The 16,400-nt window shown below is 69.3% G+C and carries 14 protein-coding genes; 6 read left to right on the top strand and 8 right to left on the bottom strand.

The annotated features are described in order from the left end of the window. Nucleotides 1–15 precede the first annotated feature (15 nt). The gene (locus MA875_RS02455; protein ID WP_248240053.1) at nt 16–615 is read left to right on the top strand and encodes a hypothetical protein; all 600 of its coding nucleotides are present in this window, start codon (nt 16–18) and stop codon (nt 613–615) included. A gap of 279 nt (nt 616–894) precedes the next feature. Further along, entirely contained in the window at nt 895–1,230 is a 336-nt protein-coding gene (locus MA875_RS02450; protein ID WP_248240052.1) for a hypothetical protein, read from the top strand. Between the two features lie 13 nt (nt 1,231–1,243). Here the strand turns inward: MA875_RS02450 and MA875_RS02445 are convergent, their stop codons facing one another. Then, nucleotides 1,244–3,592: an SDR family NAD(P)-dependent oxidoreductase gene (locus MA875_RS02445; RefSeq protein WP_248240050.1), complete on the bottom strand. Its 2,349-nt coding sequence runs from the start codon at nt 3,590–3,592 to the stop codon at nt 1,244–1,246. Nucleotides 3,593–3,686: 94 nt separating this feature from the next. After that, a complete protein-coding gene (locus MA875_RS02440) occupies nt 3,687–5,216 on the bottom strand; it encodes a sugar transferase (RefSeq protein WP_248240049.1) in 1,530 nt (509 codons plus the stop codon). 349 nt (nt 5,217–5,565) lie between these two features. Between MA875_RS02440 and MA875_RS02435 the strand changes: the two genes are divergently transcribed. The 3 genes from MA875_RS02435 to MA875_RS02425 all read left to right on the top strand — a co-directional run bounded on the left by MA875_RS02435 (nt 5,566) and on the right by MA875_RS02425 (nt 7,288). Then, nucleotides 5,566–6,063: a YdcF family protein gene (locus MA875_RS02435; RefSeq protein ID WP_248240048.1), complete on the top strand. Its 498-nt coding sequence runs from the start codon at nt 5,566–5,568 to the stop codon at nt 6,061–6,063. A 125-nt stretch (nt 6,064–6,188) separates the two neighbouring features. After that, nucleotides 6,189–6,911 (top strand): hypothetical protein, encoded by a 723-nt coding sequence (locus MA875_RS02430; protein WP_248240047.1) that lies wholly within the window; start codon nt 6,189–6,191, stop codon nt 6,909–6,911. A gap of 80 nt (nt 6,912–6,991) precedes the next feature. Further along, entirely contained in the window at nt 6,992–7,288 is a 297-nt protein-coding gene (locus MA875_RS02425) for a hypothetical protein (RefSeq protein ID WP_248240046.1), read from the top strand. Nucleotides 7,289–7,356: 68 nt separating this feature from the next. Here MA875_RS02425 and MA875_RS02420 read toward each other — a convergent pair whose 3' ends face one another. From MA875_RS02420 to MA875_RS02395, 6 genes are read right to left on the bottom strand one after another with little or no spacing between them, the layout of a single operon-like run. Then, nucleotides 7,357–9,102 (bottom strand): S8 family serine peptidase, encoded by a 1,746-nt coding sequence (locus MA875_RS02420; protein ID WP_248240044.1) that lies wholly within the window; start codon nt 9,100–9,102, stop codon nt 7,357–7,359. A gap of 17 nt (nt 9,103–9,119) precedes the next feature. Continuing rightward, complete coding sequence (locus MA875_RS02415) at nt 9,120–11,228, bottom strand: glycosyltransferase (protein WP_248240042.1); 2,109 nt, start codon at nt 11,226–11,228, stop codon at nt 9,120–9,122. Continuing rightward, nucleotides 11,225–11,761 (bottom strand): acyltransferase, encoded by a 537-nt coding sequence (locus MA875_RS02410; RefSeq protein WP_248240040.1) that lies wholly within the window; start codon nt 11,759–11,761, stop codon nt 11,225–11,227. The genes MA875_RS02415 and MA875_RS02410 overlap by 4 nt, the downstream gene beginning before the upstream one ends. Continuing rightward, a complete protein-coding gene (locus MA875_RS02405) occupies nt 11,758–13,071 on the bottom strand; it encodes a wax ester/triacylglycerol synthase domain-containing protein (RefSeq protein ID WP_248240039.1) in 1,314 nt (437 codons plus the stop codon). Before MA875_RS02405 ends, MA875_RS02410 begins: the two co-directional genes overlap by 4 nt. Next, nucleotides 13,068–14,000 (bottom strand): glycosyltransferase family 2 protein, encoded by a 933-nt coding sequence (locus tag MA875_RS02400; RefSeq protein WP_248240038.1) that lies wholly within the window; start codon nt 13,998–14,000, stop codon nt 13,068–13,070. The genes MA875_RS02405 and MA875_RS02400 overlap by 4 nt, the downstream gene beginning before the upstream one ends. After that, nucleotides 13,984–15,210 carry a glycosyltransferase family 4 protein gene (locus tag MA875_RS02395; RefSeq protein WP_248240036.1) on the bottom strand — a complete coding sequence of 409 codons (1,227 nt, stop codon included), beginning with the start codon at nt 15,208–15,210 and terminating at the stop codon, nt 13,984–13,986. The genes MA875_RS02400 and MA875_RS02395 overlap by 17 nt, the downstream gene beginning before the upstream one ends. A gap of 287 nt (nt 15,211–15,497) precedes the next feature. Between MA875_RS02395 and MA875_RS02390 the strand changes: the two genes are divergently transcribed. Next, nucleotides 15,498–16,373, top strand: coding sequence for a hypothetical protein (locus MA875_RS02390; protein WP_248240034.1), 876 nt, complete (start codon nt 15,498–15,500; stop codon nt 16,371–16,373). Nucleotides 16,374–16,400 lie beyond the last annotated feature (27 nt).

Genomic DNA, 16,400 nt, shown 5'->3' with positions numbered 1-16,400 from the left:
CGCTAGGAAAGGGGGATGGCCTTCCGTGTTGCCAACGCCCTCGTTCCCGACAGCGCGCTGCTCGGCTCAGCAGCCGCCGGTGCTGCGGCTACCCGTGCGGGGAGGCTGCAGACGATGTCGCTGTCAGCGCTCCCCGATCGGCGTTGGTTCGACGAGGTCAGCGGCGACGCCGAGGCGCTCGGCGCAGCCGCATTGAGCACCGATGGCGCCGGTGTCGACTGGAGCGCGTCGACGAGAGACACCCTTCCCTCGTCGACGCGCACACCCCTGTCGGTGCTCCGCAGTGCGCACCTGGAGGTCGACTCCTCGCGCAGGCCGGAGGATCTGAAGCACCTTCTCGAGCTCTCGCTGAGCGCGCCGACCGCGCTCGAACGCGTCGTCAGTGCGCAGGCGCTGGACAGCCTGGCGAAGGGAAGCCACGGGCCCGCGCGGGACGTGCTGCACCACGCGGCGAGGTCGACGTCACCCGAGGTTCAGGCGATTGCGTCCCGTCGAGCGTCGCGAGCCCGGGGGCGACGGGGCCGCTCGTGCCGGATGCGGGGGCTGCGTCGCGGCCTTCGGTGCGGACGCGCGTCGCAGGCGCGCCGAAGAGCGTTGACGGACCGCCCACGGTGAGCGCGACGGTGCACGGCACGTGGGCCCGGCTCTCGCCGCGGCGATGGTGGGCGCCGGGTGAACCGCTGCACACACACTTCCGCACCCATGCGTCCGATGACCTGCACGCCGGAGAGCACTACTTCCGCTGGACCAGCGCCTACGACGACGCGGGTCGGTGGCACGCGGGCACCTCGCTCGTGCGGTGGGTGTCTGACACCCGCGGCGAGCCGTCGATCAACACGGTCTACGCCCACAGTCACGGTGGCAACGTCGCGCTGTCGGCGGCGGCGCAGGGGGATGAAGATCGACATGCTCGTGCTCATGCACACGCCTCCGCGGCGTCGCTCACGCGACGAATGGGCGACCATCAGGCAGAACGTCGCCCGCACCATGGTCTACCGGGTGGGCCTTGACCGCGTGGTGCTGGCCGATCTGCTGCGGTCGGCCGCGTCACCGGCGCGGGTGCTCGGCCAACGCTTCGACAACACCCGTCTCCCCCACGTCGACAGCGAGCCGCACCCGATCAACGGCCCGTGGTTCGATCACGGGTTCTTCACACGCGTGGAGAACTGGCAGCAGCGAGGCATCGCCGACGATGTCGCGTACTACCGGAACTGTCCACCGATGAGCTGACGAGCCCCGGGGGTCAGCCGGTGACGGGGACCCGATCCCGGAAGGTGACGCGGCCTGGCCGGCGCACGGAGAAGAGCTGCACCGTGCCGCCGCTGCGCGCGAGCGCGTGGCCGCCCTCCATGTGAACGCCGATCAGGGGGCCCTCCCACTCTCCGACGACCCGGCCGCCCGATCCGGCGGCGACGATCGCGCCGCGGCCATCCTTCGTTTGCACGATCGCGAGCCGCGCGTCGAAGCCGGGGACGAGCTGCGCGGAGACGACGTCGTGGATGCCAGCGGTGGCCGCGAGGCGGGCAGCCTCGGGCGGTTCGGGCGGGAGGGGCTGGGGGTTCAACTCCACCTCGCTGCCGTCGCGTCGGAGGAGCATCGCCTCGCCGTCGGGCTGCCACTCGTCGATGAACGCCTCACCTCGGAGGCTGCGCCCGAGGAACACCGTGCCTGCGATGTCGCGGACAGCCGCAGCATCCGCTTCTCCCAGGTCGGCGAGCCAACGGAACTCGGTCGTCTCCACGCTCACCGCGCCCGTGAGCGGCAACTGTGAGACGCGCTCAATGGTGACGTCGTGCGCGACGGCTCCGATCGCTGCGAACACCGGCACGACCGCACGCCCCGCCTCGTCGGCGGACACCGTCACTCGTAGCCCCGGCGCGGTGGCCGTGATGGCTTCGCCCGCGGTCAACCCGTCGAGGGTGACGATGTGACTGTTGAAACCGCGGTGGGCGCCGAGGCGCGCGAGCCAGTCGGGATCTTCGAGCGGCCCGGTCTTGAGGTCGTCGAGGGTCAGCGTCTGGCCGAGGATCACCTTGAGCCAAGGCCCGGAGAGGTACAAGCAGTCGTCGATGTAGTTGACCTGGACGTCGAGGTTGCCGTCATCCTTCTGCCGGATGCTCGGGCGCCCGAGATCGACGACACGGGCGCCGCGCGCGGTGCGGACGAGCATACGGACGTCCCTCGTGATCGCGCGCGCCTGACCGACGGTGAGGTCGAAGCCGGCTCGGGCGGCGTCGGCGCCGAGCAGCGGGGCGAGCCGGTCGTGCGGTGGGTAGAGAGTCGTACTGCACAGGGCGCCGGCGTCGGTGAAGTTCACGCCGGCCTGCACGCGGACGCCGGGGTCATTGGAGGCGAAGCCGCGGGACGGGTTTCCGCTGCCCACCGCCGCCCGCTCGCGGCAGCTGCCCCACCACACGGGCCGTCCGAAGCGGAAGACGGTGACGTCGAGTAGGTCGCGGGGCGCGAGGCGGACCGGGCGGATGGGGCCGCCCAGGGTCATCCCGTCGTGGTTCGAACCGATGCCGGCCCAGGACGGAACCGAACCGAGGATGTCGGGGAGCGCGGGGAGCGGGATGTCGAAGAAGAACGACTGCGGGCCGTCGTGGGTCGCGGTGGCAAAGGTGCGGCGGATGCCGCTGCGGATCTGCCGTCGCGCTTCGGCTTCGCCGATGCTGAGGATGCCGGTGAGGTCGATGCCCCACGATGCCGCTAGCCGCAGGACGGACGGGGCGACGAACTGCGGCTTCACCGTCAGCACCGCGACGACGGCGGCGACCTCGAGGCCGACGACCTCGAGCTGGTACGACAGCGAGGCTCCGATCGCCGGGTCGGGGCCGTTCGGCTGCCAGCTCAGCTGGACGGGGACGCCCTGAGGGACGCGACGGCGCACCAGGTCGAGCGTCTGGTCGGCGTCGAGGAAGACACCCCAGTCGTGGGGTGGGGTCAGTGCGGAGTCGAGCTGCGGGGTGAAGGCGCCGTCGGCGCCGAAGCGGAGGGCGAGCACGTCGTCGCCCAGGGCAAGGTCGGGGGCAGCGCTCGGGATCACGGCCTCGAGGGCGGTGATGATCGGACCGACGTCGAAGAGCTGCTGGCCCTTGAGCGGGGCGAGAAGGTCGTCGAGGAGCGGGAGGACGGCGTCCTCCACGACGTCGGGGAGGTCATCCTTAGGCTCGGCGGTGGCGTCGACGATGACGAGGGCCCGGTCGCGGATACCGAGGACGACCGTGACGGCGAGGTCGGTGGTCGCGGGATGCCCCTCCACAGCCGAATTGCGGGTGAGACCCACGACGCCGTGCTTGGCGGCGGCGTTGCCCGACTGACGTCCGATCCCGCGGATGCCGCCGACGCTCGCTGTGTTCACCACGGCGCCGCTCCCCTGCTCGCGCATCACCTTCAGCACCTTCTCGAGGCCGAGGAAGACACCCCGCAGGTTGATCGACACGACGCGGTCGAACTCGTCGGCCGAGAAGTCCTCGGTGAGGTTCTGCTTCCCCTCGATGCCGGCGTTGTTGAAGAAGCCGTCGATGCGACCGACGGCCGCGAGGGTCTCGTCGACGTAACGCTGCGTGTCGTCCTCACGGCGTTGGTGCATGCCATTCTTGTCTGGAACCGCCAGGGAGCGACCCACGTTGAGCCGCGAGTGCGTTGTTGAAGCCCCGCCGACCCACGCGTCCTCGCTGCTGCCGTCAGTGCGCGGTCTCGCCGGGCGCCAGCGCCGCCTTTGCCGTCTTTAGGAGGATCGCGACGTCGCCGAGGAGCGACCAGTTCTCCACGTAGGAGAGGTCGAGGCGTACGGACTCTTCCCACGACAGCGACGAGCGCCCACTCACCTGCCACAGGCCCGTGATGCCCGGCTTGACGAGGAATCGGCGGTGCACGTGGGTCGCGTACTGCGCGACTTCCTTCGGCAGCGGCGGGCGCGGCCCGACGAGCGACATCGATCCGCCCATGACGTTGAACAACTGCGGCAGCTCGTCGAGGCTGAACTTGCGCATCACCCGCCCGATCGGGGTGACCCGAGGGTCGTTCTTCATCTTAAAGAGCACCTCGTTGCCCGCGTCCCGCTGCTCGCGCTCGAGGTCGGCCAGCATCTCCTCGGCGTTGACGACCATGGAGCGGAACTTCATCATCGAGAACTCGCGACCCTTAAGCCCGACGCGGGTCTGACGGAAGAACACCGGACCATCGCTCGTCAGGCGTACCGTGATCGCGAGCGCGATCAGCAGCGGGCTGATGACGATCACACCGAGGACGGATGCTACGAGGTCGACCGAGCGCTTGATGAAGCGCTGACCGCCGGTGAACTTCGGAGTCTCCACGTGAATGAGCGGGAGCCCGGCCACCGGGCGGGTGTGAAGACGCGGGCCGGCGACATCGACGATGCTCGGTGCGAGGACGAGGTGCTGACGACCCGCCTCGAGGCTCCAAGAGATCTGCTTCACCTTGTCGGCCGGGAGCTCGTCGGTGCTCGTCACCGCAACGGTGTCGGCGCCGGTTATCCACACGGCACGGTCGACGGCGTCGACGCTCCCCATCACCGGGATGTCGGTGCCAGGGATGGTGGCGGCGAGCCTGCCCGAGGGCACGCAGGCGCCGACGACCTGATAGCCGGCGATCGGATTTCGCAGGAGCTCGCGCGCGACCTGGGTGACCGACGCCTCGGAACCCACCAGGAGGACTCGGGCGGAGTACGTGCCGGTCATACGTCGAGCGATGAGCCACTGCCGCCACAGCCACCGCTCGAGGACCAGAGCCGCGATTCCGAGGGGCAGCGCGACGAGCAGATATCCGCGTGCGATCGGCATCTGAAGGAGGAAGGCGACGATCGCGATGCCGCCGAACAGGCGGAGACTGGCGTCGGCGACGCGGATGTACTCGACGTTGCCGTTGCCGATGATGCGGTAATCGCGGGAATCAATCAGAGACAGCACGGCCATCCACAGGACCACGAGGATGCCCGAGAACAACCAGTACGACAGCTCGATGGGAAGGTCGCCGGTGGCGACGTCACCGCTGTCGAAACCCAGCCAGAGGAGCTGCGTTCCGAACACGACCCAGATGAGCACCAGAAGATCGCTGAACCACAGCCGGGTGGCGTACAGCTGACGCCAACGGTGCAGCCGCGGTGCCTGCTCGGCCGGCGCGCCCTGAACGGGGCGCGCTGCGCCGTTTCGACCGGTGACCGGTGTGGCCGGCCGCCCGTCGTTCTCCGCCATAGATGGCGACGTCCCTGTCGCGTCGATGTTCACGCTCGACGTCACGTCTGCCTTTCCCCCCAGGCTTACCCGTCCCCAGACACGAACGATAACAGGGTCGATGTGTCTTCTCGGTTACGCGAGTGAAACGATCACCGCTCGGCCCGCCGGCGTCGGGAGCGGTCAGCTCGTTTTCCCGGACCTCGCGTGATAGACATTCCGTGCGCCCACGGCGGCCGCCCCCTCGACACAGGAGGCGTGAATGGTGTCCAGCCCGTCGACGTCGGCTCCGACCGAATCACCCATTACTGCGGGCCAACACGCACCGCGGCGCACGCACCGACGGGCACTCGCCGCTCTGGTAGTGACGGTGACCGCGGCATTCGCCTGCTGGATCGCCCTGGGTGTGACGTTCTACGTGAACCCTGCGACGGAGGCAGTCCCCTCGTCAGCCGATGTCATCTATGTCATCGGTCCTCCTACGGAGGAGCGCATCGCGCTGGCTCAAAAGCTGAGGGGTGACGGCGTCGCCCGCGACATCCTGATCTCTGTTCCGAAAACCGGGGAGCAGTCGGCAGACAACCTCGACATCTGTCAGGGTGACCACGTTTCGTGCCTGCACCCCGAGCCGTTCACAACGGCGGGTGAGATAAGGCTGCTCAATTCCCTCTATGGAGCGGACGCGACGGCGGTCGTCATCACGTTCACCCCGCACATCAGCCGGACGCGATACATCGCGGAGGACTGTTCGCCGATGGATGTCACGGTGATCGCCGCGCCCAGCCGGCTGTCCCCGATCGCGTGGGCGTACCAATTCGCCTACCAAACAGGCGGCTTTGCGAAAGCGTTTGCTCAATCTTGCCGCTGAAGTAGCGACCTGAGCGGTTCCTGTGTAAAGTCGGACCAACTTGGGGCGACGCTGCCGCGGCGCCTCAGGTGCTGCGGTCGCGTGTGACCCCCCGACTCCTGGGGGATCAATTGAAGAAACGTGCATTGACCGCGCTCGCGATCGGCGGGGCGCTTCTGGCAGGCGCCGCCGTCGGCACTGCCGCTTTCGCAGACGACGCAGCCATCACCGGAGACGCTTCGGCGGTGCTGACGTTCACGGGATCGCAGACGGTCGAGGTCGCCGTGACGGCCACCAACACCTCTTCGGTTCCCGCTTACGGATGGGCCGTCGTCTATGGACCCGACGACCGCACCTACAACTTCAGCGAGCGGCGATTCGAGCCCGGCGAGACGTGGACCTGGACGACGACTGTCGTCGGCCACCCCTGCGCCGATGTCGACGACACCTCGACGCAGGCGTACGCGAGCTCGACCCCCGGCGGGCCGGTGGAGTGGACCACGGGACTCGTGACCCCGCCCGACCCGCGGATCACCGTTGTGGGATGCGGCACGACGCCGACACCGACCCCGACTCCGACGACTCCCACGCCGACGCCGACGCCGACCACCCCGACGCCGACGCCGACGCCCACCACCCCGACACCGACCCCCACGCCGACGGAGCCCACTCCGACGCCGACCACCCCGACGGGGTCGCCCACCCCCACCCCGAGCGGATCGTCGACCTCGACGCCTGTCCCCTCGGCCGACAGTGACGATGATCTCGCTGCGACCGGTATGGCGATCGGCACGACACTGGCTGCCGCGGTGATCGGCGGCGGACTCATCCTCGGAGGGGCCGCACTCCTGCGCTCTCGACGCAGCTGACGGATCTCCCCCACCCGGCGAGCGGTGGTCAGGGCGCGTGGCGCCCCGGCCACCGCTCGCCGTTGCTTTAGGGTGGTGGCGTGGCGCATCTCGAGTCCCCCCAGCGACGATCCGCGCACCGCGCGTTCAAACGGACGACCGCCCAGGCGCTCGCGGGTGGGACGCTCGCAGCGATCCTTGTGAGCGTCGCCGGTCTCGGTATGCAGTCGGTGACCGCGCCTTCGACTATCGCCGTACCGGCCTTCCTCGTCGCTGTGATCGGCGCTCCGATCGCGGGACTGCTCTCGTACATCGCCATCCGCCGCTCCGGATTGCCCGACGAATACCTCGCCGCATCCGTCGAAACCCTCCTCGCAGACGAGCGCGAAGAGGACTGAGGAACGACTGAGGGGCCGGCCCCCGTAGGTGCCGGCCCCTCAGTCGTGCGTTCTCGTCCTGCTGGCCCTCAGTTGCGAAGGGTCATCGAGCGCGGCGCGCTGACGCCCGTGTTGCCGGCAGCGTCGGTTGCCCGCGCGGTCACCGAATACGTGCCGTTCGGGTAGCTTCGCGAATTCACCGCCGCGATCCAGTCACCCGTGGAGCTTTCCCGGGCCGCGGTGCCAAGACGGGTCGAGCCCGACCAGAACGTGACGCCGGTGACTCCGACGTTGTCCGTTGCCGTAGCCCGCAGGGTGACCGAACCACTCACCGTCGCACCGGCCGCGGGAGAAACGATCGACACGACAGGCGCCTGGGTGTCAGGAGTCGGCGTGGGCGTCGGCGTCGGCGTCGGCGTGGGGGTCGGCGTCGGAGTGGGGGTCGGCGTCGGAGTGGGGGTCGGCGTCGGCGTGGGCGTCGGCGTCGGAGTGGGGGTCGGCGTCGGAGTCGGAGTGGGGGTTCCGCCCGCCGGGATACTCGAGGCGAGATAGCCGTAATACTTACCGGCCGTCGGGCGGTTGCCCGGGTCACCCACGTACGTGTGTCCACGCTGCGCGGCCTTCTCGGCGTTGTTGCGGAGGATCGACCGGGTGGTGGCCGGGTCGGTGCTCGCGCAGGCACCACCCGGGAGCATGCAGGTAAGGGCCACGCCCGAGAGCGCCGCCGTCGACATGCTCGTTCCTGTCTGGATCGTCCCGTATCGGTTGCCGAGAAGGGTGGTGTACGGGCACGTGCCCGGCGCAGCCAGCACGTGGGCGGCGTCGGCAGCGGAGACGGCGAAGTTGCTGCTCACCGCGGGGGTGTCATCGGGCGTCGTGGTACCACATGTCGTCTTGCCGAGACCGCCCGGCCGCCCGTCATAGTCGGCCACGTTCGTCGCCGTCAGAACCTGATCGTAGGCACCGGGGACGTAGGTCGCCAGATCCTTGCTGCTGTTGCCGGCCGCAGCGACGAGGAGAAGACCCTGATCAACGAGACGACAGACGGTGGCGTGCAGGGAATCTCCGCTTCGCGACCCGCACGCCCCGTCGTCGGCTCCTGGGGCGCCGAGGCTCAGGTTGACCACGCGGATCCCATAGCGATCGGCATTGGCCGCCACCCAGTCGAGCCCGCAGATGAGGGAGGACAGGGTGCCGCGGTTGTTATTGTCCATCGCCCGGACCGAGTAGATCGGCGCGCCAGGCGCGACACCCACCGTGCCCTTGTCATCGTCGATCGCTGCCATGTAACCCGCGACGGCGGTGCCGTGGCCGTTCCCGTCGGAACCAGTGCCCGTGCTGAGACAATTGACCTGCAGCTTGAGGTTGATGTCGGGGTGGGTGCTGACACCCGAATCGATCACTGCGACGGCCGGCCCATTCCAAGTACCGGTGCCGTCACCGGCCCGCGCCGGCCCCTGATCGGCCTCCACCGACTTCACGTGCGCCGGAAGCGTCTGCGCCTGACCCTCGATCGCGATGTCGGGAATGACCGACTTGACGCCCGGAAGCCTTCCGAGTGCCTTGGCCTGTGAAGCGGTCAGGGTCACCGAGAACCCGTTGATCGCATCGTCGTAGCGCTGTTGGGGCTTGACCCCGGCGCGCGCCGCGAGCTTCGCGACATCCACGCTGTCATCCAGCCACACCACGTAGCCGCTCGGGCCGGTGGCGGCGGTCGTGACGATCGCGCCGGACGCCGAGGCGACGGTCGGAGCGAGGGCCAGGGTGGCGGTGACCGCCACGGTCGAGAGCACGGCGCCCCAGGCGCGCGCTCGGGATCGCAGATTGCTTTTCACGGCAGCATCCTTCTTCATTAGTGGACTCCCGAGCCGTGGAGCGCTGCCGCGGGTTCGCCCGTCACGGTAGCACGTCTCGAAGAGGTGTTTCCGGGCCCGCGGCGCCCGAAGGCGAGGTAGGCCCGTTCGGTCTGTTGGGCGATCACGTCCCAGTCGAAAAGGCTGAGGTCTACCGACCCTGCGGTGGACTCTCGTGCCCAGTCGATGGCGGCGGCAAGAGTCTCGCCGGTCAGCTCATCGGCGTAGAGTCGCGCCCATTCTTCGCCGACGTCGTCCTGGAGCTCGCGCATGGCGCCCAGGTCAGGAACGAGCACTCGACGGTCGGCGGAAAGGGCGAGGATCGCCGAGCCCGAGTTCTGCACTTTGCGGTACGGGAGCACGACGAGGTCGGCGGCGCGGAGGTAGGCCGCGATCTCGGCCTCGGGCACGAACCCGAGGCGCAGGTCGACGCGCGGGTCGCCTTCGGCGGCAGCGGTCACCTCGGCGGCGAGCGCCGCCGGCGCGTGACCCGCGACAACGAGCCGCGCGTCGCGATCGACGTCACGGAAGGTCCGGACGAGGTGCGGCACGTTCTTGTACGCACGGATCTGACCGAGCGAGAGCACGACAGCCTCTTCGGCGTCGAGTCCGAGCGCCTGGCGCGCCTCGGCTCGGGTGATGGTCAGGTCGTATGCGCGTCGGTAATGGCCGTGCCGGGTCACGACCCCGGGCACGGCCGAGAGTTCAGGATGCCGCTCCCGCGCCGCCTTCAGCCCGCCGCTCGTGAGCGCGATGATGCCGTCGAGATTGCGGGTGAGGCGCCGCCAGGCGAGGTGGCGGAGCCAGGGAGTCGACCGCTCCTCGTGCGCGTCGACGTTGTGCACGGTCCAGACCAGGGTGGTGCCCCGCAGTCGCGCAACCGCGAGGAAGGAGTAGAAGAAGGTCAGGCGAGCGAGATGGATGACCCGGCGCGTGCCGGATAGAAAGGTCAGGTCGGGCCAGTGGAGGTGGACGACGTCGACGTGGCGGAAGAGCAGGCGCGCATAGCTGAGGTCTCGCACGCTGTGCCCCCGGCGCTGCAGTGCGCGCGCCAGGTCTGCGTTGTAGGGGTTGGCGTGGGCGGTGCGGAACGCCGGCTCCGCTTCGATGACGAGCGGCCGGGTCGCCGGAACGGCCGCCGCGTCGGCGGTGTCGACCAGAGCAGGAGGCGTGCGGCCGAAAAGCGTTCGCTCCGCACGCGGGTAACCGTCACGCCAGTCCGACCGGGAGGCCCAGACATCGCGCCAGGTGCCTTTCGACGCGCGGGCGACTCGCTCGAGCACGGCGCGGGTGCCGGCACCGGCCTGGAGGAGAGCGATGCCGAGCCCGGCCGCGAGAGGATTCCACGCGGCACGAAGGTAGGTGGCCTTTCCCGCCATGACCATCGCCATCTTGCGTCCACTCGATGCGGTCGACCCTCCCACGTCGTGCTCGATGACGGCGTCCGGAACGATGACTGGGCGCAGGCCCTGTCGGCGGGCGCGGTGCGAGAACTCCGCGTCTTCGCCGTAGAGGAAGAATCGCTCGTCCATGCCGCCGAGCGACTGCCAGAGCCAGCGCCTCGTGAGCAACAGGCACCCAGTGATGACGGGCACCTCGCGGACGGTATCGCGCTCCCACCGGCCGAGCGACTCGGGATCGAAGACGAGAGACCGCTTGAACACCGTAGACAGCGTGGTGGCGAACATCGCCAGCGACCACAGCGTGGGCGCACCCCAGCACGAGGACGGGTCGAGCGAACCGTCGGGCCGCAGGGTACGTCCCCCGTAAAGCCCGTGCTCGGGATGGGTCAGCGCGAAATCCCGGAGGGCCTCGATGGAGCTGGGAAAAACAGACGCGTCAGGGTTGAGCAGCAGCACGAAATCGCCGACACCGGCGGCTGCTCCAAGATTCACGCCGCGCGCGAAGCCCAGATTCTCGCCCGCCTCGATGACGGTGACGTCGGCGAACCTCGTGCGGAAGGCCTCGGCGCTGCCGTCCGTGGAGCCATTGTCGACGACGATGACCTGCACGCCGGGGATCTTCTGATCGAGCACCGACGCGATGCACTCGGTCGTCCGCTCTCGCGTGTTGAAGTTGACGATCACGACGTCGATCGAAGCGGTCACGTTGCCGCGCCTTCCACCGGGCGGGCGCCGATCACCTTGGCGGGCACACCCGCGACGATCGCCTGCGCGGGCACATCCTTCGTCACGACGGCGCCCGCCGCGACAATGGCACCGTCCCCAATGGTGACGCCCGCCACCACCACGGTGTTGATGCCCAGCCACACGTCGTCGCCGATCACGATGTCGCGCTCGATCTTCGGCTGATCCATGACGGGCGTCCCCTGCACGATGCCGTAGTTCGAGGCGGTGATCGTCACGCGCGGCGCGAGCAGGCACTTCTCACCGAGCGTGATCCGCCCGGTGCTGTTGCCGGCCCAGAGCGTCGAGTACTCGCCGATGTGGCTGCCGGCGCCGATCTCGATGCGCTCGGCGTTGCGGAACGACACGTTCGGCGCGAAGGTCACGTTCCTTCCGAGCGTGAGCCTTCGCACCTGGCTGACGTGGGCATAACCGTAGAAGTGGAGCAGACGGAAGGCGTGACCGTAAACCCGAAGATCGAGGACGGACCGCAGCGCGCGCCGGACGCGGCTCACGCCTGCGCCTCGACCGGGCGGAGAGCGCCCTCGGTGACCGCTCGCACCGCCTCGGCGGTGCCCGAGACGTCGAACTCGGCGCGCCCCGTCACGGTGACGACGAAGCGGTCTGCGTAGGTCAGCGCGAAGGCGCTCATCTCGTCGCGCGGGTCGACGGCGGGGAACGCGATGAACTCGCGCATCGGCGAGCCGAGCAGGAAGCGCGGGGTCTGCGACCACGGCAGGTAGGTGGCGTACCCCACCTTGCGGCCCTCGGGCTGCTCGCCCGCCGAGGAGCCGACGACGTACAGGCGGATCTGACGGCGGACCGCCTTGACCATCTCGGCCGCCGAAGCGGCCGGCGGGACGTGCACGCGCAGCACGCTCACGTCATTGCGGACCGACCGATCGCCCTTGACCCGCCGGGTGACCGGCACGAGCGCATCGCGGCCGCGGTCGTCGTCGTCGACCGCGGTGAGAAGCGCTGCGACGATGAGGTCGGTGAGCGAACCGCCGAGCGAGCTCGCCGCAGCCTCCGCCGAGGAGCGCGAGATCGAGAAGAACGCCGAACGGTTCGGGGGCAGGTACTGGGCCGCGAGGTTCCGCCGACGGATGACCCACTCCTTGTACCAGCGGATGTTGCGTCCGACCATCCGCGAGATGCGCTTCTTCACCGGCTTGCGCGAGTACTCCGCCCACGCGGCCCGCAGTGACGGCTGCTCCCGCCACCAGTCGCGCAGCACCCGAAGGGGAAGCAGCAGCCGCGTCCTCGGCGCGCGTCCGGTGTCGCGGGCGTGCAATGGGGGTGTGCCGTCGTCGACGGACAGCTCCTCCTCCGTGAGCAGCGTCAGCGTATCGAAGGCCCACTTGGCGTCACCGACGACGTGGTGAAGGCGCACACCGACAGCGATCTGGCCGTTGTCGAGCAGTGTGACGGTGGCGTCCCAGAGCGGCAGCCGGCGATCGAGCAGGTCGCGTTCGAAGCCCGCGAGGCGGCGCAGCGTGCGGTCTTCGAGGGGGGTCACCTCATCGACGATGTAGACGTGGCGAGCGATATCAAAGCTCTCGTCGGGGACCCAGACTGCGGCGGTGAGGCCGAGCGGAGCGGGAATCATCCGCTTGCTGAACTCGGGCACTTTCGCGATGGCGCGATCGAACGCACGAAGAACCCTCGGGCGGTCGATGCGGCCATCCTCAGTGAGGAGCGGCGCAGCATCGATGACCATGATCGCGCCGATGTGAGCGGCAGTGAACTCGATGCTCGAGCGCAGGTTCTTCTCGTCGAGCGTGGCCATCAGCTCCACGCTGATCGGCTTCGTCGGCGCACTCATGTCGTGACCTCTCGGGTTGGGGTCGGGGGGAAGAGTGCCGGCAAGCCTCCTTGCTGCCAGGGCGGAACGAAGCGTTCGGCGATGACGGGAAGCCGCCACGTCACGGACATCCCCTCGCCGATACCGCGGATGAGTGCCGCCTCGTGCCGCCATGGCTTGCCACGCAGCCGGTTACGCACGACGCGGGTGGACGCTCGACCGACGAGCCGCCAGAGGATGCGTGCCCCGAGCACCGGCTCGCGTCGAAGCCACTTGGTGGCCAGGGCCCCCAGGCCGCGGCCGTAACCCCGGTGCAGGGCGAGATACTCGTCACCGACGCGGGTGTTGGAGTGCCGGATGACACAGCGCGCCTCGTGCACGATCGCGGTGTCGAAGCGCAACAACCGCACGAAGATGTCGAGGTCTTCGGCCCCCGCAAGGAACTGCCCTGCTCCCATGGCGTCGTCGAACCCACCCAGCCGCAGCAGGACATCCCGCCGGAAGGCCATGATCGCGCCATGCCCGGCATCGATACCGTCGATCGGCGCGGTGTGCCGGGCCGGACGGACGTAGGGACTATCGAGGGGGACGGTGTGGTCGAGCATCCGGCCGGTCACCGCCGAGACAGTGTCGTCGTCGAAGTGCGGCAGCAGAGACTCGATCCAGCCCTCGAGCGGCTGGCAGTCGTCGTCCGTGTACACGACGATCGGCCGAGCGGATGCCGCGAGCGCGGCGTTCCGAGCGAGAGAGAGGCCTCGCACCGACCGCACGTAATCGACCCCGGCGGCCTCGGCCACGAGCCGGGTCTCGTTCGTCTCGGATCCGCTGTCGACGACGAGGACCTGGACCTCTGCGGGCGTCTGCGCCGCGATGGCGGCGAGCGCCTCGGCGAGCATGGCCGGTCGATTGCGCGTGCACACCGCGATCGTCACATCATGCGGCGTCGGCATCGGTCACCACCTCTCCGGTCGCGGAGTGCGCGCGCACCGGTCGGGGAAGGGAGGCCGCTCGACCGGGCTGGGCGACCTCGAGGTACGCCGCTTCCAGCCGCTCGGCGGCCGCCGCCCAGGTGAGGTCGGGCGCATGGTCGAGGGCCGCGGCGCTCATGCGCGAGAGCGCGTCGCGATCCGTCGCGAGCCGGTCGAACTGGGCGGTCAGCGCCGCCACGTCGCCCGGGGTGTGCAACAGCCCCTGGACGCCGTCATCGATGAGCGCGCCGGCGGCGGTGGAGACGAGCGGAACGCACCCCACACCCTGCGCCTCGTAAGTGACCAGGGCGCTTCCTTCTTCAAGGGTGGGCAGCACGAGCACGTCCGCCGCTCCCAGGGCACCGGCGATGTCGTTCGTGAACCCTGCGAGCTGCACGCTGTCGTGGGCGAGCGGGGTCGAGAGCAGGTCGGCGTAGGCCGGCATCATCCGTCCGACCACCGTGAAGGTGCCGTCGGTGTGCGCGGAGGACGACAGCCACGCATCGAGCGCGTGGTGCAGGCCCTTGCGCGGTTCACCGTACCCGGCAAAGACGGCGCGAAGGCCTCGGCGACGCGGGGTGCGGGCAGAGACCCGGCGACTGGTCGGCGCGTAGCCGTACTGATGACGGACGACGCGATCGGGGGCGAAACCGGCGGCGAGGAAGGTCTCGGCCACGGCATCCGAGGGGGCGAAGATGGCGCTGGCGGCGGCCCACTCGGCTTCCTCCATCCGCAGGTGCGCGGCATTCTCGGAGTGCGCCGAAGGAACCCGGCCCGTCAGCCCCAGACGATCGACTTCCCGCGCGACGACCCGGTAGGCGTGCGCGGTGTGCGTGTTGGGTGCCTCGCGCACGACCGGGATGCCGCGGTCACGTGCGAGACGCGCGGTGGCGCCCGGCGCGAGGGGCCACACGTGGACGAGGTCGGGCGACGTCGACGCGATCTGCCGGGCGGCCACCCGATCGTGCCACGCGAAGGCGCGATCGCGTCCGATCGCACGATGCGGGATGCGCGCGCGGCCGCGCGCGAGGCTCGTGGTGACGGTGACGCCGTCCGGAAGCGGGCGCGCAAGGCTGGCGGTGACGACATGCACCTCGTGTCCGCGTGCGGCCAGGCCTGTCACCTGCTGCCATGCGGTCCATCCGATACCCGGCGCCCCCAGGGCGTGCGGGAACGAGAACAGTATCCTCACGCGGGCCCCCAGTGTCGATTTCGCCGAGTCCCCCACTCGACGTTCTGCTTTGACTATGTGCGGAGAGTGCTGAACAATGCAACTCGGGGCCCGTCATTTCCGGATCGTGTTGCTGACCTTTTACAGGACGTCGTCAGCCGTTAACACATCAGCAACACCGCCGGCATCGGCGTCCCCCACTCTGTATGAAGGGCTCGGAAGTCTTCCGTACCCCTCTCGCGCCACCGGCGGCGTCTTTCGCATCACTTGATTGCGCCCCGGGGGAGGGGCGACTGGGGGTTAACAGCATGGAAGTTCCGAAGTACCTGATGATCCTGTGGAAGTCCAAGTGGCTTCTGCTCGTCGGACTCGTCGTCGCCGTGATCGGCGGAATGTTCGCCGGCTTCACCCTGGAGAACGGTCAGCTCGTGTCGCGGACCGAGCAGACCTACACCGCGCGGACCACCGTGCTCGTCGACAGCACGACCCAGCCGCTGTACCAGGCGGTGATCCCTGGGCAGCAGGTCGTCGAGGGCACGACCCCTCCCACCGACGTCGACCTCACCCAGAAGGCCATCCTCTACGCCTACCTCGTCAGCGGCGAGCAGATCCGCACCGGCGTCGAGAACACCGTCGGTGAATTCGCCGACACCGAGGCGCTCACCGCTCTTCGGCGCACCACGCAGCCGGGTGGCGACGAGGCGTTCCCCGGACGCTTCACCCTTCCCATCATCGACGTCGTCGGGATCTCCACCGAGCCCGAGCGGGCAGAGGAGATCTCGGCCGCCGCAACCCAGCTCTTCCTCGACCAGGTGCTGCAGGAACAGGAGGCCGCACAGGTTCCCGAGGGCAACCGCGTGCGTCTCTCGGTCCTCGACCAGGTGCAGGCCACCGAGGAGGAGGGAAGCAACCCGGCCATCCCCGTCGTCGTCGCCGCGCTCGGCATCTTCCTGTTGTTCGTGGTCGCGGCATTCCTGATCGCCGGGTCCAAGGCATCACGCGGCAACAAGCGCGCCGCGGAGGAAGAGGCAGCCGCTGCTGCCGCCGCCGCGGATGCTCCCGCCGGGGCAGGCGACGACAACCGCCCCCGCGGTCGGCGTCGCCGCACGCCCGTGTCGACGGGCGACGAGCCGATCGAAGAGCTGACCCCGTCGAGCGACCGCGAGCCGGCGCGCGTCGGCTGAGCGCTCGCTCGCCGCACCCGAGCACAT

The organism is Microbacterium kunmingense, assembly GCF_023155745.1.
GTDB lineage: Bacteria > Actinomycetota > Actinomycetes > Actinomycetales > Microbacteriaceae > Microbacterium > Microbacterium kunmingense.
This window is presented reverse-complemented; position numbering and strand designations above follow the sequence as displayed.

What these genes read in the sequence shown, in the direction of transcription:
- MA875_RS02455 (WP_248240053.1), top strand. Translation starts at nt 16, where the DNA reads ATGGCCTTCCGTGTTGCCAACGCCCTCGTTCCCGACAGCGCGCTGCTC.
- MA875_RS02450 (WP_248240052.1), top strand. Translation starts at nt 895, where the DNA reads ATGAAGATCGACATGCTCGTGCTCATGCACACGCCTCCGCGGCGTCGC.
- MA875_RS02440 (WP_248240049.1), bottom strand. Translation starts at nt 5,216, where the DNA reads ATGGCGGAGAACGACGGGCGGCCGGCCACACCGGTCACCGGTCGAAAC.
- MA875_RS02405 (WP_248240039.1), bottom strand. Translation starts at nt 13,071, where the DNA reads ATGAGTGCGCCGACGAAGCCGATCAGCGTGGAGCTGATGGCCACGCTC.
- MA875_RS02400 (WP_248240038.1), bottom strand. Translation starts at nt 14,000, where the DNA reads ATGCCGACGCCGCATGATGTGACGATCGCGGTGTGCACGCGCAATCGA.
- MA875_RS02390 (WP_248240034.1), top strand. Translation starts at nt 15,498, where the DNA reads ATGGAAGTTCCGAAGTACCTGATGATCCTGTGGAAGTCCAAGTGGCTT.
- MA875_RS02445 (WP_248240050.1), bottom strand. Translation starts at nt 3,592, where the DNA reads ATGCACCAACGCCGTGAGGACGACACGCAGCGTTACGTCGACGAGACC.